Genomic DNA, 18,533 nt, shown 5'->3' on the forward strand with positions numbered 1-18,533 from the left:
CTGCGGGGGGTCGTACCCGGTACGTACGTCGTACGTGATGTCACGCACCGTGACAGTAGGGAGTGGCGGGTGGGTCAGCCGGAGATGCAGCCCGACAGGTCGCCGAAGGACGGGCGGGGCGGCGAAGGGGTGGCCGGACTTCGGCCGGGTGATCTGAGGGGGCGGGCGTTTCCGCACGGGGACTGGGGGGAGCCGGCGGTGAGACTGGACGAGCTGTACCGGTGGGTGGAGCGGGGGGCGCTGAACACGGCCGCGTGGTATCTGGCCGACCGGGTGTGGAAGCGGCGGGGGGCTCGGGCGCTGCGGGGCGGGGCGGCGGCGGGGGCGGTCGTCGGGGCCGCGCTGCCGCTCCTCGACCTGACGGGGATGGCGAGCGGGGTGGCCCCCTGGGGGTATCTCGCGTTGCTGCTGGCCGTGGCCTGTGTGGCGGTGGACCGGTTCTTCGGGGTGACGTCCGGGTGGATAAGGGACGTCGCCACGGCTCAGGCGGTGCAGCGGCGGCTGCAGGTGCTGCAGTTCGACTGGGCGACGGAGAACGTGAGGGAGATCCTGGGGCCGGCCGAGGGCACGGCCGGTGAGGCGGCGGAGCGGTGCCTCGGGGTGCTGCGGCGGTTCTCGGAGGACGTGACCGAGCTGGTGCGCGCCGAGACGGCGGACTGGATGGTGGAGTTCCGGACCGGGTCCGCGCCGATGGGCATCCAGTCGGCGGTGGCCGGAGGCACGCGCCATGACGCGGGGTCCGGGCCGGGCCGGCTCGCGGTACCACCACCCAACGGTGCCCGCCCGAACATGCCACGCCAGCGACCGCCCGAGCCTCGATAGGGCCTGGGGAGCCTACGGAGCGCCTCCGGTGAACGCCCCGCGCGGGCCGCGCGGGGCGTCGTCATGTTCCGGGCGGGCGGTCCCGGTCCCGGTTTCAGTCGGGGCAGCCCTCGTTCCAGGCGGGCAGGCCCCGTACGAACTCGGTGACCAGGGTCGCCACCGCCTCCGGGGCCTCCATGTTCATGATGTGGGTGGCGTCGATCCGGCTGACGCCGATGGTCGGCCGGGTGCGGGAGAGCTCGGCCAGTTCGTCGGAGACCCCTTGTGCGAACCGGGCGCTGAACTCGTCGAACCACTCCATGCCGGGCGCGGTCGGCAGCCGTCGGCCGGCCTGCACCAGCAGCAGCGGGACGTCGACCCCGTCCAGCCACTTGGTGACACCGAGCGCGCCGATGCCGTGGAGTTCGTCGAGGACCCCCTGTGCCTCGGCCCGGCTCGGCAGCGTCTGCCATCTGCCGTCGGGCAACGGGCGGGCGGCCGCGCGGGCGGCGGTCTCCGCCCGGTCGGCCGGAATCCCGAACGGGGCGACTTTGGCGACCTGCTCCTCGATGTACTCGGGTGACGCGACGGCCCCCGCCGACGCCAGCAGCCCCGCGGCCACCTGCTCGGCGCCGGGGAACTCACGTGCCCACCAAAAGCCGTCGAGATTCACGGCGGCACGGGCACGGGCCCGGGAACGGGCACGGGCACGGTCCGAGCTCGCCCGCGCGTACTCGACCGCCACCAGGCCGCCGAGGGAGTGGCCCACCACGACGGCCTCCGGCACGCCGTGTGCGTCGAGCGTGTCCGCGATGTCCCGGACCACGGTGGGGATGGTCCAGGAGGAGGTGCCGGGCGAGCGGCCATGCCCGGGAAGGTCCACGGCGAGGACACGGTGCCCGGCGGTGAGGTGGGCGGCCGAGGCGTCCCAGTCGGTGAACGACCGTCCGTAGCCGTGCAGAAGAACCAGTTGCGGGCCATCGCCCCCGTAGTCATGAGCATGTAGGAGAGTCATATGGGCTTCACCGTAGGGGGCACCCGGCGCTTCGAGCATCGGATTAAACGCCCCCGACGACCACGGCCACGACCGCTACGCCTGCGGAGCAGGGAACGCCACCGGACTCCGCAGCCCCGACCGATTCACCGCCCTCACCCCGAAGAACACGTTGTCCTTCGACAGATCCACCTCGTGTGCCGTCACGTCGCCCACCGGCACGACATGCGTCCACTCGGCAGCCGTCGTCTCCCGCCAGACGATCTCGTAGCCCGCGAGGGCCGCTTCCGTGCCCCGCGTCCACACCAGGCGGGTGGAGTTGGTGAGGTCGGTGGTGATGATCTTGGCGCCGGCCGGGGTGCCCGGCGCCTGGGCCAGGGTCCACAGCGTGGCCGCGTTCACCCGGGCCACCCTCGCCGTGAAGTCGAAGTCGCAGAACTCCGGCAGATCGCCGTACTGCTTGCCGCTCTCGTCGACGCGGACGTCCTGGTGCTGGTGGGCGAAGTCCTCGGCGGGTTCGGTGAAGCGGGCGGCCGGGTAGCCGCGTTCGAGGAAGGGGATGTGGTCGCCGCCCCGCCGGTAGCGGTCCCGGCGGTAGATCACGCGGACGCGCATCCCGGTCGCGTCGTTGTCGGCCACGTCCCGGACGAACCGTGCCAGCTGGCGGGTCGCCGAGTCGTTCTCGCCGCCCACCGAGCGGCGGACGGCCGCCTGTTCGGGGGTCTCGGACGAGGGGACTCCCTCGGCGAACAGCCGGATCGTGTACGGGTCACGGGTGCCGTCGTCCGCCGTCGAGCTGCCGACTATGTCGTTCGTGAACATGCCCTGCACATCCGCGCCCGCCGCCTTCAACTGCTGTGCCAGATACGCCGATCCGTACAGCCCCTGCTCCTCCCCGGCCACCGCCGCGAACACGATCGTCGACGCCGGACGGCGTTTCGCCAGCACCCGCGCGAGTTCCAGTACGACGGCCACGCCCGACGCGTCGTCGTCCGCGCCCGGCGCGTCGGAGGTGGCGTCCATGACGTCGGTGACACGGGAGTCGTAGTGACCGGAGACGACATGGATTCGCTCCGGTGTCACGGAGCCGCGCAGGGTCGCGATCACGTTCGTGATGCGGGTCGCGGTGGGGATGCGCGGGGCCGGTTCCTGGACGTACGACTGGAGCTCGACCGTCATCCGGCCGCCGGAGTCCGCCGCGTACGACCTCAGCTCCGCCGCCAGCCAGTCGCGGGCCGCGCCGATGCCGCGCGCCGGGTCGTCCTGGACGGAGAGGGTGTGGCGGGTGCCGAAGGAGACCAGTTTGCGAGTCGTCGCCTCGATGCGGTCCGGGTCGATCTCGCGGAGGAGGGCGCGCAGTTCGCGGGTGGGGCGCTGGGCGGTCGCCGGAGGCCGGCTCGCAGGGGCGCCGGCCCGCGCGTCGGCCGAGGCCGGGGCCGCCTCGGCCGTGCCGCTCGCACCGGTCGTCGCCGTGGTCACCGCCGCCGCGGTCGCCGCCGTGGTCGTCAGGACCGTTCTTCTCGTGGGGCTGCGACGCATGTGTCCTCCCGGGGCTGCTGATGCCGACCGACCCCCGCAATGGTTGTGGACACGGCAACCAACGGCAAGGGCACGTCGACCGCGTGCGTCACCTCAACTCCGGGCGCCCGCACACAACTTGAGCCCCACCGGCGTCCCGCACGGCAGATGCCCCTGCGTGCGGATCACCTGCCGGCTGCTCTCCTCGTCCAGGTACGCGAGGAACCCGGAGGTGAGGGTGTCGTCGGCGGCGGTGCCGTAGGTGTAGGCGTACTCGATGTCGCGGTACGGGTAGGCGCTGTCGCCGCGCTCGATCTCGTCCACGTCGGCGCGGTCGCCGTCGAGCGGCACGGTGCGCACCCCTTCGTGCCTGGCGGCGACGCTCAGTTCGCTGTAGCCGAGGGCGCCGGGCTGCCCGGCCACCTTGTCCAGGACGTCACTGGTGCCGGCGAGTTCGCAGCGCGTGACGGCGGTGACCGTGCCCTTGGGCGGCCGGCAGTCCAGTGAGGTGCTCTGCGCCTGCTCCCACTGCCCCAGCACCCGGTCCTGGAAGGCCTGCCGTGTCCCGGAGCTGTCGCTGCGGCTGACGAGGACGACGGGCAGGTCGGCGGTCGCCTTGTCGGCCCCGCGGAGCACCTCGCCCCACCGCTTGTACCGGCCCTTGTAGATGTCCCGCACCTGCGTCACGGTCAGGCCGTCCGGCCCGAGATCGAGGCCGTCGTTGACGACGAGCGTGAAGACGGACAGCGCGACCTTCTTCCCCTTCAGGCCGAGACGGTCGCCCAGCGGGCCGTCGGAGAAGGCGATCACGGACCGCGCCCGCGACTTCGACCGGTCCGCCAGGGCGGCGAGTTCGGCGACGCCGGCCTCGCTGCCGCGCGTCTCGACGGATATCTCGGCGCCCGCGCACTTGCGCTCGTAGCTCTTCGCCAGTGTCGAGATCACCGGCTCGAAGGCGGTCGAGCCGATCACCGTCAGCCCGCCCCGCTCGCACTCGATCGGGTTGCCGTCACGGAAGACGACGATGCCCGCGAGCCCCAGCACGGAGAGGGTGAGCAGTCCGGTGAAGATCCTGGCCGGCAGGGTGAACACCGGCGCCTTGTCGTCCGGCGTGGCACTGCGGTTGGGGTGCACCTCACCGTCCCGGATGCCGCCGCGCAGCCGGATCTCGGCGCCGACGTCGCCGCCGGAGAGCAGCACCAGCAGCTTGTAGTGGTCGCCGGGGTTGAGCGGGACGCGCGGGATGCGCAGCCGGTTGCCCTCGTAGCCGAAGCCGCGTTGTGCTGTGAAGTGGTCCATGAGGTGGTCGATGTCGGTCGGCTGGGTGACCGAGACGCCCCGGATGGTGCGGTCGGTGAACACCGCGGTGAGGCCATGGGGTTCGGGGCCGGTGTAGTCGTCCCGGTCGATGCTCTGCGACCCGTCGTTCTCGACGCGCAGCAGCACGAGGGTCGCGTCGTCCATGTCCGCGTCGAACAGCCCGAGCCGGACGTTGGCCCGGCCCGACCGCACGTCGTCGCCTATCGGGTTGTCCATCTGGACGCGGTAGCCGACCCTCCCCCACTGCCTTAAAGGCGTGGGAGGTGCCCCCACCTGCGCGGCACGCGCCGCTCGTACCAGACCATGACGCCCGACGCGACGACACCGAGCACCGCCGTCCCGACGGCCACGATGTTCTCTGCGCTCAGCCACTCCACCGGGGTCACCGTAGGCTCGCCCGACCTCAACGCCCTTACTTGTACGGGTACTTGGGGTTACTGCCTGGTGTACGTCAGCTTCTCCCCGCTGCTCGTGGTCACGCGCTGCAACCCGCCGGACGGCAGCAGCGTGATCTCGGTGGCCTCGCCCGGCGAACAGGTCGCCGGTTCGCCGGCCGTCACGGTCGACGGGCCGATCCGCAACGGGCCGTCGCCGCCCGGCTCCCCGGTCAGCTCCGCCTCGAACTCGCAGTGATACCTGCCGGTGCCGGAGGGCCCCTCGGCGACGAGGGACAGGACCGTGTCGCCCACCTCGCCCTGCCGGATGGTCAGCCGACGGGTGTTCACACCGGCGCCGCTGTCGATCGAGGCGCCCCAGGTGCCCAGGTAGGCGGTGGGGATCACGCCGTCCGACGGTGCGGACGGTGCCGACGGGCTCGGGGAGGTGGTGGGGCCCGAGCCCGTGGGGTCGGTACTGATGGTCGGGGAGGAGGTCGGATCGCCACCGCTCCGCTCGCCGCCACCGCCGTTCATGAGGCCGTACACGGAGCCACCCGCCGCGAGCGCGACGACCAGCGCGACGAGAACGAGCGCCGCCGTGGAACGACCGCTCCGGCGGGGCCCCTCGGGCGGGGCGGTGGGGAGGTACGGCAGGGGCGGGTCGTAGGGCGGGGTGGGGCCGTACGACGGAGGCGGGCCGTACGCCGGGTTCTGGTCGTACGCCGGGTTCTGGTCGTACGGCGAGGCCGGGCCGTGAGGCGAGGTCGGGCCGAACGAGGGACTCGCACCGAACGACGGTCCCGCACCGAACGACGGACTCGCGCCGTACGGCGAGGGCGGGCCGCTCGGCGGTGTCGAACCCCCGGGCGGGTTCGAGCCCCCCGGCGTGTCCGGACCCCCCGGCGGGTAGCCGTACGCCGGTTGCTGCGGGTGCTGTTGCGGAGCGACCTCGCCGTTCCGTGTGGCGGCCATGGTGGGGAGCTGGTCCGGGGGCGTCACCCCGGCGGCCGGGGCGTGCTCGGGGGATGCCGCGGGAGTCGGCTCCCCGGAACCTCTCGCCACCGCCGAGCCCCCCGCCACCGCCGAACGACCCTGCACCGCCGAACGGCCCTCCCCCGGCCCCACCGGATCCTCCGTGTCCAGCAGTCGCACCGCATGCCGTCCCAGCTGTGCCACCAGCGCACTCGGCAGCCAGGGGTCCCGGGAGCGCCCGCCGGAGACGGTGTCGTCGGCCCCCGTACGCTCCAGGATCCGGGCCAGTGTCGGCCGGGTCCCCGGGGCCTTCCGCAGACAGTCGTGGACCAGTTCGGCGATGCCCTCGGGCATTCCCTCCAGGTCGGGTTCCTCCTGGGCGATCCGGAACATCACGGCGTGCGCGCCGCTGTCGACGGAGCCGAAGGGGAGCCTGCCGGTCGCGGCGTACGCGAGCACCGAGCCCAGGCAGAACACGTCGCAGGCGGGCGTGATCCGGTCGCCGCGGACCTGCTCGGGCGCCATGAACCCCGGCGATCCGACGAGGGCGCCGGTGCGGGTGAGCCCGCTCTCGTCCACCGTCTCCAGGGCGCGGGCGATCCCGAAGTCGATGACGCGGGGCCCGTCGATGGTGACGAGGACGTTCGACGGCTTCAGATCCCGGTGCACGATCCCCGCGGCGTGGATGTCCTTGAGCGCGTGTGCCAGCCCCGCCGCCAGGATCCGTACCGAACGCTCGGGCAGCGCCCCGTGGTCGTGCCCGACGACCTGCTGGAGGCTGGGCCCGGCGACATACCCGGTGGCGACCCAGGGCACCTCGGCCTCGGTGTCCGCGTCGAGCACCGGCGCGGTCCAGAACCCGCCGACCTGCCGCGCGGCCTGCACCTCCTGCCGGAACCGGGCCCGGAACTCCTCCTGCGCGGCCAGCTCCCGCCGCACGAGCTTGACGGCGACGGTACGGCCGCGGTCGGAGCGGGCGAGATAGACGTCCCCCATGCCGCCCGCACCCAGCCGCCCCAGCAGCCGATAAGCCCCGATCCTTTGAGGATCCCCCGCCCCCAGCTTCTCCATCGCACGCCCCCAACCAGCCCCCGCCTACGCGTCGGCCCCACGATAGTGCGGCATATGGGGAGGTGAGCGGGGCCGCCTCTACGGTTCCGTAACAGGAACGGCGAGGTCGTCGAGGACCTTCGACAACCGTTCCAGAACCCGTACGGCCTCGGCGAGTTCCGCCTCCCCGAAGGCCTCCGCCAGCCGGTCCGCGAAGGCGGTGTGACCGGGGTTGATACGGGAGACCGCGGCCCGCCCCTCCTCGGTCGGCGCGAGCAGCTTGGCCCGGCGGTGGGCCGGGTTGGGCCGGTACTCGGCGAGGCCCTTCTCGACCAGCAGGTCGGCGATGCGCTGCACGCTCTGCCGGGTGATGCCCATGGCCCGGGCGATGCCGGAGACGGGTAGGGGATCGCCCAGCACCGCGCCCAGCACCTGCCACCAGGCCGCCGTCAGCCCGGCCGGCCCGGCCAGTTCCTCGGCGACCGCGAGGAACTGGCCATTGAGACGGAAGACCCCGAGCGCGCTGCGGCTGAGCAGGTCCTGTCGTTCGCGGCTCACAGGACCCCGGCCTTTTCGAGGACGGCGTACGCCTCGGCGTCGGAGTCGTGGAACAGGCGGTACCAGGCGTCGACGACCTCGTCGTCGTACACCTTCAGCAGCCGCAGGATCTCCCGGGCGAAGGCGACGGGTTCGGTGGGGCCGGCCGTGACGAGCCCTCCGTCGGTGACGGCGTCGGCCTCGACGTACCGTTCGCCGCCGCCGTACCCCGTCGCGGCCAGATAGAAGGAGACCGCGCTCGTGTGGTCCCGGTCGTCGAGCAGCCCCTCGCGCGCCACCCCGGCCGTCGCCCCGCAGATCGCGGCCACCGGCACTCCGGCGTCCAGGAAGGCGCGGGCGGTGCGGGCGAAGGGGGCGAGGTCGTCGCCACCCGCCGCGGCAGCGGCTGATGTCTCGGTCCAGAGGTCGGCGCCCGGGAGGATCAGCAGGGCCGCGTCGGACGGCCGTACGTCGGCCAGGGCCAGGTCGGGCTGGATGCGCAGGCCGCCGACGGTGGTGACGGGTTCGCGGGTCGGGCCGACGGTGCGGATCCGGTACCCGGCGCGGGCCAGCTGTGCGGTGGCGTGGCCCGGCTCCCAGTCGGCGAGGGTGTCGTAGACGGCGAGATACACGGGCTTGCGGGTGGTGCCGGTGCTGTCGCTCATGGCTCCTCCTGGAGATCCCGAAGATGACAACATGCTGTCACTTCGACAGCTTACTGTCAATCATTGGGCCGTCCGCCTTGCCACACGCCCCCAAAAGCGCATATCAGGGCATCCTGGCGTCGGCGTCGTGTTTCATCCGAGTATGAAGATCATCACTGCCGTCGCCCTCGCCGGCGCCGCCCTCCTCGCCGCCGCCCTCCCCGCCCACGCCGACGAAGGGCCCCTCGACTTCGGCTTCTTCCAGGGGGTCAACGAGTCCAAGGGCACGAATTCCACGGACCCGAACCCGGCCTGGGGACAGACGGACGGTGGGGCGAACGATGCCGTGCCGAAGTCGGCGCTGACCGCGCTGGTGAACGAGCTGACGTCGCCCCGCGGGCACTGAGCCCTGTCGACAACCTGTCGCGGAAACCCCCCGACCGCAGACAGGACGCCGATATCGCGGCCCCGGCACCGGCTCCTACGCTCGCCCGCATGACCCCTCAGCCAAATCCCGAGGTCGGCGCCGCCGTGAAGGCCGCGGACCGTGCGCATGTGTTCCACTCCTGGTCCGCGCAGGAGCTCATCGACCCGCTCGCCGTCGCCGGCGCGGAGGGGTCGTACTTCTGGGACTACGACGGCAACCGCTACCTCGACCTCACCAGCGGGCTCGTCTTCACGAACATCGGCTATCAGCACCCGAAGGTCGTCGCCGCGATACAGGAGCAGGCCGCGCGGATGACGACCTTCGCGCCCGCCTTCGCCGTCGAGGCGCGGTCGGAGGCGGCGCGGCTGATCGCCGAGCGGACGCCGGGCGACCTGGACAAGATCTTCTTCACCAACGGCGGCGCGGACGCCGTGGAGCACGCGGTACGGATGGCCCGTCTGCACACGGGCCGTCCGAAGGTGCTGTCGGCGTACCGCTCGTACCACGGCGGCACCCAGCAGGCCGTGAACATCACCGGCGACCCGCGCCGCTGGGCCTCCGACTCCGCCGCGGCCGGTGTCGTGCACTTCTGGGCGCCCTTCCTCTACCGCTCCCGTTTCTACGCGGAGACCGAGGAGCAGGAGTGCGCCCGGGCGCTGGAGCACCTGGAGACGACGATCGCCTTCGAGGGGCCGTCGACGATCGCCGCGATCCTCCTGGAGACGGTCCCGGGAACGGCGGGAATCATGCTGCCCCCGCCCGGCTATCTGGCGGGCGTCCGTGAACTCTGCGACAAGTACGGGATCGTCTTCATCCTGGACGAGGTCATGGCGGGGTTCGGCCGGACCGGCGAGTGGTTCGCGGCGGACCTCTACGGCGTGACCCCCGACCTGATGACCTTCGCGAAGGGCGTGAACTCCGGATACGTGCCGCTGGGCGGTGTGGCCATCTCGGGCGCCGTCGCGGAGACGTTCGCGAAGCGGCCGTACCCGGGCGGTCTGACCTACTCCGGCCACCCGCTGGCCTGCGCGGCCGCCGTCGCAACGATCAAGGTCATGGCCGAGGAGGGCATCGTGCGGAACGCCGCCCGCCTGGGCGCCGAGGTCCTCGGACCGGCGCTGCGCGAACTGGCCGAGCGGCACCCGAGCGTCGGCGAGGTCCGCGGCGTCGGCATGTTCTGGGCGCTCGAACTCGTCAAGAACCGGGAGACCCGCGAGCCCCTGGTCCCCTACAACGCCTCCGGCGCGGCGAACGCCCCGATGGCCGCCTTCACCTCCGCCGCGAAGTCGTCCGGCATCTGGCCCTTCGTGAACATGAACCGCACCCACGTCGTACCCCCGTGCAACGTCAGCGAGGCCGAACTGAAGGAGGGCCTGGCAGCACTGGACACGGCGCTGTCGGCAGCAGACGAACACACGGAGTAGGCACCACCTCTGTCTTTCAGCCCGTCCGGCGTTTGAGGACAAGGCCCTTCGAGGGCCGTAGCGGGGGTCTGGGGGCGCGGCCCCCAGGGACGGGACGGGTAGGGGCGGCGGGGGCGACAAAGAGCGGGTGGGCGCAGAAAGGTCGCCCCCCACCCGAACGCGTAAGGTGGCGTGCTCGTAGACATAGACGTGCACGCCACCGCATCGCGACGAACAGGAGACGCCCCGACCATGCCCGGCACCGGCGGCAACGGCTCCGTAACCCGGAGCACCCTGCGCCAGCAGCTCGCGGACGCTCTGCGTGACGAGGTGCTGGCCGGGCGGCTCCAGGCAGGCCGGGAGTTCACCGTCAAGGAGATCGCCGAGCAGTACGGCGTCTCCGCGACCCCCGTACGCGAGGCACTCGTCGACCTCTCAGCCCAGGGCCTCCTGGAGGCCGACCAGCACCGCGGCTTCCGGGTCCACGAGTACTCCATAGAGGACTACCGCGGCATCATCGAGGCCCGCGGCCTGGTCACCAACGGCATGTTCCAGGTCCTCGCCACCGACCCCGGCCGCCGGCGGGACCCCGAGGACCCCCGTTTCCACGCCGCCGCCGTCGGAGTACGCCGCCGCGCCGAGGAGGCACAGCGCGCCGCCGCCGCGGGCGACCTCACCGTCCTGATCGGCTACGACCTCCGCTTCTGGCGCGAACTCGGCGCCCTCTTCGGCAACCCCTACCTCGCCGACTTCCTGCACCGGCTGCGCGTGCAGTCCTGGGTCTGCGCGGTCCAGCACCTGCTCCGCCTGGACGATCTGCGCGGCCATCTGTGGTCCAGGCACACGGACCTGGTGGACGCCCTGATGCGCCGCGACCTGCCCACGGCCCATTCGATCATCGCCTCCCACGACGCGGACTCGCTCGCCCTGATCGAGCGGCTGGCGTCCGAATGATCGATGAGGGCGGCCCGCGGATCCATGAATCGGGCCTGCCGGATCTCTCCGTGGTCATCCCCGCCTACAACGAGGAACACCGCCTCACCCACACCCTCGACGCGATCGCCGACCACCTCGGCGACGGCGATGGCGATGGCGGTAGAGCCGGCAACGGCCGCTGGGGCACCTGGGAGATCGTCATAGCCGACGACGGCTCCACCGACGCCACCCGCGACCTCGTAACCACCCGCGACGACCCCCGTATCCGCCTGGTCACCACCCCCCGCAACCGGGGCAAGGGCCACGCCCTCCGCCTCGGCGTGGCCGCCTCCCGGGGCCGCCGTGTACTCGTCACGGACGCCGACCTCGCGACGCCGATCGAGGAACTGGAACGCCTCGACAAGGCGCTCTCCGAGGGCAACTCGGCGGCGATCGGCTCCCGTTCGGTGCCCGGCGCCACCATCGGGGTCCGCCAGCACCGGATACGCGAGCTGCTGGGCCGCGCCGGGAACGTGCTGATCCGCCGTACGGTCGTCCCCGGCGTCCGCGACACCCAGTGCGGCTTCAAGCTGTTCGACGGCGACCGCGCCCGCGAGGCCTATGCCGCCTCCCGCGTCAACGGCTGGGGCATAGACGCAGAGGTGTTACGCCACCTGCAGCGCGCTGGCGTCCCTCTCGTCGAGGTCCCGGTCCGCTGGTCGCACCGGCCCGGTTCGAAGGTCGGCCCCCTCGACTACGTCCGCGTCCTGGCCGAGATCACCCGGATCGCCGCCCGCTCCCTCAGACGCCCGCGCCCCGCCGACCTCTACGCCGCGCTCCTCTTCCTCCTGATGTCGGTGGCCCTCTACTCCGGCCGCTTCTTCGACCCGGCCCACCGCTACCTCCCCGACTCCCTGCGCGACCAGAACCAGTGGGAGTGGTTCTTCGCGGTCACGGCCGACAACGTCGCCCACTTCCGCAACCCGCTCTTCACCGACCTCCAGGGCTTCCCCGACGGCGTCAACCTCATGGCCAACACGGTCATGCTGGGCATGTCCGTCCCGCTGACGCCGCTCACGCTGCTCGCGGGCCCGGCGGTCACCCTCAGCCTGGTCATGACTCTGGGCCTCGCCGCCACGGCGGCCGCCTGGTACTGGCTGATCGTCAAGTACGTGGCACGCGGCCGGATCGCGGCCTTCCTGGGCGCCGCCCTGGCCTCCTTCGCCCCGCCGATGGTCAGCCACGCCCACGCGCACCCCAATTTCGTGGTCCTGTTCATGATCCCGCTGATCATCGACCGCGCCCTGCGCCTGTGCACGGGCACCAGGGTCGTCCGGGACGGCGTGGTGCTGGGCCTGATGGCGGCGTACCAGGTCTTCCTCGGCGAGGAGCCGTTGCTGCTGGCGACGCTGGGCATGCTGCTGTTCGCCGCCGCGTATGCCGCGGTACGCCGGGACACGGCACGCGCCTCCTGGCGCCCGCTGCTGCGAGGGTTGTTGATCGGCGCCTCGGTCTGCCTGCCCCTCATCGTGTACCCACTGGTGTGGCAGTTCGCCGGCCCGCAGAGCTACACCGACATCGAGCACAACCCCCGTTCCTTCAACAGCCCCCTCGCCCTGCTCTCCTTCGCGGAGCGCTCCTGGCTCGCGGGCGACGCGGAGCGGGCGAACGCACTGGCCTTCAACACCACCGAACAGAACGCCTTCTACGGCTGGCCGCTGGCCCTGCTCGCCCTCGCGATCCTGGTACGGCTGTGGAAGCGGGCCCTGGTCAAGGCGCTGGCGTTCACGGCGGTGGCGGCGGCCTTCCTGTCCCTGGGCCGGGAGTTCCGCATCCCGCTCACCGGCATCACCCTCCCCGGCCCCTGGGAACTCCTCGCCGACAAGCCCCTCTTCGAGGCGGTCATCGAGAGCCGGGTCGCGATGATCTGCGCACCCGCGCTGGGCATGCTGCTCGCGATCGCGGTCGACCGCCTGCTCGCGACCCGCCGCATGGCGATCCGCTACGTCGGCCACCTGGGCGTCGCCCTCGCACTGCTCCCCCTCGTCCCGGCCCCGCTGAGGGCGGTGGACCGCACCGCCGTCCCCGCCTTCATCGCGGACGGCACCTGGAAGTCGTACGTCCGCGAGGGCGAGTCCCTGGTGCCGGTGCCGCTGCCGGACCCCGGCGACGCGGAGGCGCTGCACTGGCAGACCGAGGCCGGGCTCGGCTTCCGGCTGGCGGGCGGCTACTTCAACGGCCCCTACGGCGAGGAACGGACGGGCATCTACGGCGCCGAGCCCCGTTTCACCTCCAACCTGTTGCGCGATGTCAGTGACTCGGGCGACGTCCCGCCGGTCAATCAGTCCTGGCGGGAGCAGGCCCGGGTGGATCTGGCGTACTGGAGGGCGGGCGTCCTGGTGCTGGCCCCGCAGCCGAACGACGGTGCGTTGCGTGAGACCGTGGAGAAGCTGGTGGGGGCTCCTGGTAGGTGGGTCGACGGAGTGTGGGTATGGGACCTGCGCAAGGGGAGCTGATCCCGCGCCTCACCGATTACCCTTCCCTGACCGACGTGCTTCGTGCTGAGCGAGGAGCCCTCTTTTGGCCTGTGACCTGTGGCTGGTACCGCTTGTCGATGTGTTGTGCCACACCCCCGACAACCCGTTCGCCGAGGAACTCGCGCAATACAACAACGTGCTCGCCGAGGCCGGACTGCCACCGGTGCCGGTGTACCAGTACATGCCGGGCCTGTCCGGCGACGTAGCCCCGGTCGCCGGCTTCGACTACGACGCGCTGCACTTCCTGCGCCGCGCGTATCTGCTCCAGGTCTGCGGGCTCGCGGTCACCCCGGTCGACGAGCTGGGCGGCGACTACGAACAGCTACTGGAGATGTTCGAGTCGACCGCCCAGCAGTCGCATCTGGTCTGGCACTACGACCACGCGGGCGCCTACGTCCCCGTCGACTTCCCGGGCCCGCTCTCCAGCGAGGAGCTCCTGGCGGGCGGCGGCCCGCTCGGCTCCTCCCAGGCGCTCCTGCGCGAGCTGGAGTTCGTGGCCCCGGTGATCGGCATCGACCCGGCCAACCCTCCGACGGCCCCCCAGCCCCCGGCGGCCCCCACGGCCCTGGAGGAACCGGCCGTCCCCGCCCCCTACGACCCGAGCCCGTTCGCCCGCGAACGGCATGTATGGCTGGGGCTGCACGCGGCGGCGACACGGAGTCTGGCGCAGGGTTCGATGATCGTCTTCAGCTGATCTGGTTCGATCAGCCGACCTACTTCATCTGGGCCAGCCCCTTCTGCAGGTCATCGGCGTTCATCACCGGCGTGTAGTCCAGGTCTGCGCCCAGTTCCACGAAGAGCGGCTCGGCGATCGACGGCATCTGAGAGGGGTCCTCCAGGTCGAAGACCAGGTACATCGTGCGGACCCCGTGATCGGTGGTGAAGTAGGCGGATTCCGGGTGGATCTTGTCCATGAGCCCCTTGACCACCTGGGGCATCTTGCCGCTTTGGATGACGTCGTTCGACTTCGCCGTGTCGAGATGGGCTTGGAGCAGCACGCGCATAGCACTCACCTTTCCTGGGGTCCTGCTTCCACGCTATGCGTGCTATGCGCGCTTTGCCCGTTGAGGGGAGGGCACCCGACGAAGGCCCCTCCCCTCGGGGTCATCTCCGGGTCACCGCTGACGCGGCAGCCTGATGGTGCGAACGAGGGGCATGTCCGCGTACCGGTCGGGCTCGACGGTCAGGACGCGCCGCCCGTCCGGCCAGTCCGGCGTGGGCCGGGACAGATGGACAGCGTGGCCGAGCCGCCACTCCACCCCGTCACGCAACAGCGCACCCACCGTGGACGCACCCGCGAAGTCCAGCTCCACGATCTCGACCGCGGGCAGGGCTCCGACATGCTCGGCGAGCCCTTTGCGCATACCGTCGGCGGCGGCGAGACAGAGCGCGGGAACATAGACGTGCCGAGTGGGCCCGTGCTCGGAGTTCGAGACGAACTGCGAGGCCAACGAGTTCCCCGAGCCCAGCGCCAGCAGTGCCGACTCATCGAAGACGACGCCGGTCGATCCGGCCATTCCGGCGCTCACAGGCTGTCCACGGGCCGGCCGGCCTCAAGGTCCTGCCAGACCTTCTCCACCCTGTCGTGGTCCTCGTCCGTGAGCGTCACACCGAAGTGCGTCTCGCAGTACGCCTTGGTCTCCTCGTACCGCTTCCGCAGCTCCTCCTTCGTCGGCGTGGCTCCCGCCAACTCTGCGATCAGGTCACGCATGGTCATCCCCCGCTCGCGGGCGAGCACCATGAGGCGGTCACGGACAGCGGGGTCGACCTTGACGGTGGTGTCAGCCATGACGCCAGTATACCTGCGGTATACCGTCTCGGTCCGCTCAAGTAATGCAGTCATCGCATTCCTTCCGATTGGGTTGACCCGGCCCTACGGCTGCACGGCCGGGAGTCTGTGTTCGCCTACGCGGCCACCGCACGCCGCCTCAGCAGCCCCCGGATCCACTCCCCGCCCCGCCGCACGGTCGCCCGCCAGCCGAAGACACCCGGGCGACGCCGGAACTCGACCTCAACGGCCGTAATGGGTACGGGAGTTGGGATCACGGGGCACCCACGCCGCAGGCACGCCTCGATGTGCGCCGCCGCCGAATGCACCGGCCCCGGCCAGTCGTACGCCAACGCCGCCCGCACCCGCGCCGTACTGACCCCCCGCGCCCACCACTCCTCGACCAGCGGAGCGAGCCGGCGCGCCTCGGCGCCGTCGAGGGTGAGCCGGGGGTCGATGTTCCTGAGCGAGATGAGCAGGTGGGTGGCGCGCACGGTCTGTCTGCTGGGCGAGTGCCGGTTCTCGACTTTCTCGAATTCACCCATGGGTGGCTCGACTTCGCACGGAGAGTCGAACACCTCGTAGGCGATGGCGAGTTGACCGGGCCGCTCGCCCTCACGCACCACCCGCCGCAGATACCGCAGTTCCTCCAGCTCACGCAGGGCGGCGGCGGTCCGGTCCCGTCCGGTTCGGAGGCTGACGCGGGCGCCGTCCGGGAGGGTCCATAGGTACGTCAGTACGTCCACGGCGGACCAGGAGATGGTGCGGTCGCGGAAAAGGGGGGCTGAGAAGCCTGAAAAGACGCGCGCAGGCGTCGTACGATGAGAAAGCATCCGGAGGTGTTCGCTCCTGGTGTCGAGCCCCCGGGTGTTGGCGCACCGCGGGGGCATTTCGTTTCTGGCGTGACTCTAAGGCCACGCAGAGCGACGATTGCAAGTCGAAACTGCCTTTTCCCTGGCGGAAGTTCGCGTTCTTCACTCCTGCGAGTGAAGGGCGGCGTACAGCAGACGTGCGTGGACCAGGCGGTCGGGGGCCGTCGGGCGGTAGCGCCAACTCAAGGGCCAGGTCAGGCCGTCGAGCGCGGGCACCGGGATGTACGAGACACGGCTCGGACCTGCGGTGAAGCGGGTGACGTGGTCGGGCCAGGCGCGGTGGGACGTACTGCCGACGGGCACGAGGAAGTAGACCCCGCGCCGCCCCGTCGCCGTCTCGACGACCGGTCCCGGATCGCCGCCGGTCATGCGAGCGAGCCAGTCGGCGACGTCCCTGCCCTCCTCGCCGTCGACTCTGATCGCGTCGAACTGGACGCCTGCCTTGCGGAGTTGAACGCCGGATTCCGGAAGCCAGGTCAGCTCACTTTGCGTATTCACGGGGCCAGTTTGCGGGTGCGCGGCTAGCTTGATCCATGACTCTGAGTCGCCGGTTGAACACGGTTGAGTGGCGGCGTCCGTGAGTTGTGACCGGTTGAGTTCGGTTGAGTTCGGAGGTGACCGCAATGGCGCGGGCGGAGAACAAGACGGAGGCAGGCGGTACGGCCCATTTGGTCGCCGCCCTGGCGAAGGCGTTGCGGGAGCAACAGGGGCTTACGCAGCCGCAGTTGGGCGACAAGCTCGGGTACACGGCGGCGGCGGTCAGCGCGATGGAGACGTGTGCGCAGCCTGCGAGTGATCAGATGCTGGTGAAGTTGGAGGAGGAGCTCGGGGGTGGGTTGGGGGTCTTCGAGAAGGCGCGCAAGTGGATGCTGCTGGAGAAGTACCCGGCTCGGTTCCGGGGGTTCTCGGAGCTGGAGGCCGGGGCGGTCACGATCTGCTCGTACGAGGCGCTGGTCGTCGACGGGTTATTCCAGACAGAGGATTACGCGCGGGCGCTGATCGGCGGTGGCCATCCTCCCGTGTCAGAGCAGAGGCGCGAGGAACTGGTAGAGGCCCGGCTGGCCCGCCGGGCGCTCTTCGACCGGAACCCGGCCCCTCTGATCGAGCTGATCCTCGAAGAGAGCGTGCTGCGGCGGCCGTTCGGGAGCTGGGACATCATGCGCGGGCAACTGCGCTCACTCATTGAGGACGCCCAGCGGGAAAACGTCTTCGTGCAGGTGCTGCCCATGGACCGCGGACTGCGCGGAACGTACGCGGGCGACCGAGGAGGCATGCACCTCTTGGAGACCAGTGACCACCAGCACGTCGTCTACATGGAGATTGAGGACCAGGGCATTCTGGTCAGCGACCCGGCGGAGGTGTCCCAACTGGCGCACCGCTATGCGAGGATCCGAGCACAGGCCCTGAGTCCCGACGAATCACTGGCCTTCATCGAGCGGTTGGCAGGAGAGGAACGATGACCGGCACCGGAAGCCTTCGCTGGTTCAAGTCGAGCTACAGCGACGGGGGCGGCGGCGACTGCGTCGAAGTCGCCTACGCCTGGCGCAAGTCGTCGTACAGCGACAGCGGCGGCGGAGCCTGCGTCGAAGTCGCCCCCTGCCCCCACACCCCCACCATCCACATCCGCGACTCCAAAAACCCCGACGGCCCAAACCTCACCGTCTCCGGCAAAGCCTGGGCCGCCTTTATCGCACTGCCGGTCGACTAGCGCGACTCAAGTCCCTGCGGGTCAGAGCCAGCGCTGGAACTTACCGCCGTTGTCGGGCTTCGTGTAGACAGAGCCGGACTCGTTGCTGTCCAGGATGCGTCCGGTCGCCTTGTTCTTCAGGCGCCAACCGGTAGAGGTCTTCGTTTCGAACCACTTCTGGTTGTTTCCGCCATTGCAGTCAATGCCGTAGACGGATCCCCTGGCATTGCTGTCCAGGCAGTGATCTCCCGTGCTGTAGCCGTCGTACTTAAGAGTGAACGAGCCGTCGGAGTTCTTGGACTCGGTCCAGCCGCCGGCGTTCCGCTTGTCCGTGAGCACCTTGGTCCCGGTGCCGGTAATGCCGGTGTCCATGCCGAGATAGCGGCCGGTTGCGGCGTTCTTCCACGTGATCCGGTCTGCCGCGACGGCGCTACCGGAAGTGGCCAGCAAGACCGCAGAAGTAAGCGCGGTGGTCGACAGGACCACAGTCAAGCGCCTCATGTTCATGAAATACCCCCTATGAAAGAAATCCATTGGCGGTTGCAACAGGCAACCGGTGCGTCGCTGGTCAGGCGGCACCCGAGCAACCTAACAGAGGGTAATTGCATACCGCAAGATCATTAATTATGACCACAAATGTCCGGATATTACGGCGCGGGAACTCTGGTAACATCAATCAAAATTCTGGGCTTTGGGCGCCCCAGCTGGAGG

At 70.6% G+C, this 18,533-nt stretch carries 19 protein-coding genes and 1 pseudogene; 8 read left to right on the plus strand and 12 right to left on the minus strand.

Annotated elements, in window-relative coordinates; genetic code table 11:
• Positions 1-69 precede the first annotated feature (69 nt).
• Positions 70-822: an SLATT domain-containing protein gene (locus POF73_RS11255; protein ID WP_272114465.1), complete on the plus strand. Its 753-nt coding sequence runs from the start codon at positions 70-72 to the stop codon at positions 820-822.
• Positions 823-916: 94 nt separating this feature from the next.
• On the opposite strand, the gene POF73_RS11260 is transcribed toward POF73_RS11255, so the two are convergent.
• The 6 genes and pseudogenes from POF73_RS11260 to POF73_RS11285 all read right to left on the minus strand — a co-directional run bounded on the left by POF73_RS11260 (position 917) and on the right by POF73_RS11285 (position 8,234).
• Positions 917-1,816 (minus strand): alpha/beta fold hydrolase, encoded by a 900-nt coding sequence (locus POF73_RS11260; protein ID WP_272114466.1) that lies wholly within the window; start codon positions 1,814-1,816, stop codon positions 917-919.
• A gap of 75 nt (positions 1,817-1,891) precedes the next feature.
• Positions 1,892-3,334: a M28 family metallopeptidase gene (locus tag POF73_RS11265; RefSeq protein WP_272114469.1), complete on the minus strand. Its 1,443-nt coding sequence runs from the start codon at positions 3,332-3,334 to the stop codon at positions 1,892-1,894.
• A 93-nt stretch (positions 3,335-3,427) separates the two neighbouring features.
• Positions 3,428-5,010: pseudogene (locus tag POF73_RS11270) on the minus strand (PstS family phosphate ABC transporter substrate-binding protein).
• A 57-nt stretch (positions 5,011-5,067) separates the two neighbouring features.
• A complete protein-coding gene (locus POF73_RS11275) occupies positions 5,068-7,053 on the minus strand; it encodes a serine/threonine-protein kinase (protein WP_272114471.1) in 1,986 nt (661 codons plus the stop codon).
• A 78-nt stretch (positions 7,054-7,131) separates the two neighbouring features.
• A complete protein-coding gene (locus POF73_RS11280) occupies positions 7,132-7,590 on the minus strand; it encodes a MarR family winged helix-turn-helix transcriptional regulator (protein WP_272114472.1) in 459 nt (152 codons plus the stop codon).
• Positions 7,587-8,234 carry a DJ-1/PfpI family protein gene (locus POF73_RS11285; protein ID WP_272114473.1) on the minus strand — a complete coding sequence of 216 codons (648 nt, stop codon included), beginning with the start codon at positions 8,232-8,234 and terminating at the stop codon, positions 7,587-7,589. Before POF73_RS11285 ends, POF73_RS11280 begins: the two co-directional genes overlap by 4 nt.
• Positions 8,235-8,376: 142 nt before the next feature.
• On the opposite strand from POF73_RS11285, the gene POF73_RS11290 reads away from it, so the two are divergent.
• The 5 genes from POF73_RS11290 (at position 8,377) to POF73_RS11310 (ending at position 14,189) form a co-directional block, all read left to right on the plus strand.
• Positions 8,377-8,619, plus strand: a complete 243-nt coding sequence (locus POF73_RS11290; RefSeq protein ID WP_272114474.1) for a hypothetical protein — start codon at positions 8,377-8,379, stop codon at positions 8,617-8,619.
• 89 nt (positions 8,620-8,708) lie between these two features.
• Positions 8,709-10,064 carry an aspartate aminotransferase family protein gene (locus POF73_RS11295; protein WP_272114475.1) on the plus strand — a complete coding sequence of 452 codons (1,356 nt, stop codon included), beginning with the start codon at positions 8,709-8,711 and terminating at the stop codon, positions 10,062-10,064.
• A gap of 231 nt (positions 10,065-10,295) precedes the next feature.
• Entirely contained in the window at positions 10,296-10,997 is a 702-nt protein-coding gene (locus POF73_RS11300; protein ID WP_272114476.1) for a GntR family transcriptional regulator, read from the plus strand.
• Positions 10,994-13,474, plus strand: coding sequence for a dolichyl-phosphate beta-glucosyltransferase (locus POF73_RS11305; protein ID WP_272114477.1), 2,481 nt, complete (start codon positions 10,994-10,996; stop codon positions 13,472-13,474). Before POF73_RS11300 ends, POF73_RS11305 begins: the two co-directional genes overlap by 4 nt.
• A 64-nt stretch (positions 13,475-13,538) precedes the next feature.
• Positions 13,539-14,189, plus strand: a complete 651-nt coding sequence (locus tag POF73_RS11310) for a hypothetical protein (RefSeq protein ID WP_272114478.1) — start codon at positions 13,539-13,541, stop codon at positions 14,187-14,189.
• Between the two features lie 19 nt (positions 14,190-14,208).
• Here POF73_RS11310 and POF73_RS11315 read toward each other — a convergent pair whose 3' ends face one another.
• The 5 genes from POF73_RS11315 to POF73_RS11335 all read right to left on the minus strand — a co-directional run bounded on the left by POF73_RS11315 (position 14,209) and on the right by POF73_RS11335 (position 16,633).
• Complete coding sequence (locus tag POF73_RS11315) at positions 14,209-14,499, minus strand: hypothetical protein (protein ID WP_272114479.1); 291 nt, start codon at positions 14,497-14,499, stop codon at positions 14,209-14,211.
• 111 nt (positions 14,500-14,610) lie between these two features.
• Entirely contained in the window at positions 14,611-15,012 is a 402-nt protein-coding gene (locus POF73_RS11320) for a hypothetical protein (RefSeq protein WP_272114480.1), read from the minus strand.
• Positions 15,013-15,020: 8 nt separating this feature from the next.
• Entirely contained in the window at positions 15,021-15,284 is a 264-nt protein-coding gene (locus POF73_RS11325; RefSeq protein ID WP_228044417.1) for a hypothetical protein, read from the minus strand.
• A gap of 116 nt (positions 15,285-15,400) precedes the next feature.
• Positions 15,401-16,009 carry a hypothetical protein gene (locus POF73_RS11330; protein ID WP_272114481.1) on the minus strand — a complete coding sequence of 203 codons (609 nt, stop codon included), beginning with the start codon at positions 16,007-16,009 and terminating at the stop codon, positions 15,401-15,403.
• A gap of 228 nt (positions 16,010-16,237) precedes the next feature.
• Entirely contained in the window at positions 16,238-16,633 is a 396-nt protein-coding gene (locus POF73_RS11335; RefSeq protein ID WP_272114482.1) for a hypothetical protein, read from the minus strand.
• Positions 16,634-16,749: 116 nt separating this feature from the next.
• On the opposite strand from POF73_RS11335, the gene POF73_RS11340 reads away from it, so the two are divergent.
• Positions 16,750-17,595 (plus strand): Scr1 family TA system antitoxin-like transcriptional regulator, encoded by an 846-nt coding sequence (locus tag POF73_RS11340; protein WP_443049483.1) that lies wholly within the window; start codon positions 16,750-16,752, stop codon positions 17,593-17,595.
• A complete protein-coding gene (locus tag POF73_RS11345) occupies positions 17,592-17,843 on the plus strand; it encodes a DUF397 domain-containing protein (RefSeq protein WP_272114485.1) in 252 nt (83 codons plus the stop codon). Before POF73_RS11340 ends, POF73_RS11345 begins: the two co-directional genes overlap by 4 nt.
• A 21-nt stretch (positions 17,844-17,864) precedes the next feature.
• On the opposite strand, the gene POF73_RS11350 is transcribed toward POF73_RS11345, so the two are convergent.
• Complete coding sequence (locus POF73_RS11350; RefSeq protein WP_334313589.1) at positions 17,865-18,314, minus strand: RICIN domain-containing protein; 450 nt, start codon at positions 18,312-18,314, stop codon at positions 17,865-17,867.
• Positions 18,315-18,533 lie beyond the last annotated feature (219 nt).

Origin of the sequence: Streptomyces sp. HD, assembly GCF_028369295.1 — a bacterium.
Lineage (GTDB): Bacteria > Actinomycetota > Actinomycetes > Streptomycetales > Streptomycetaceae > Streptomyces.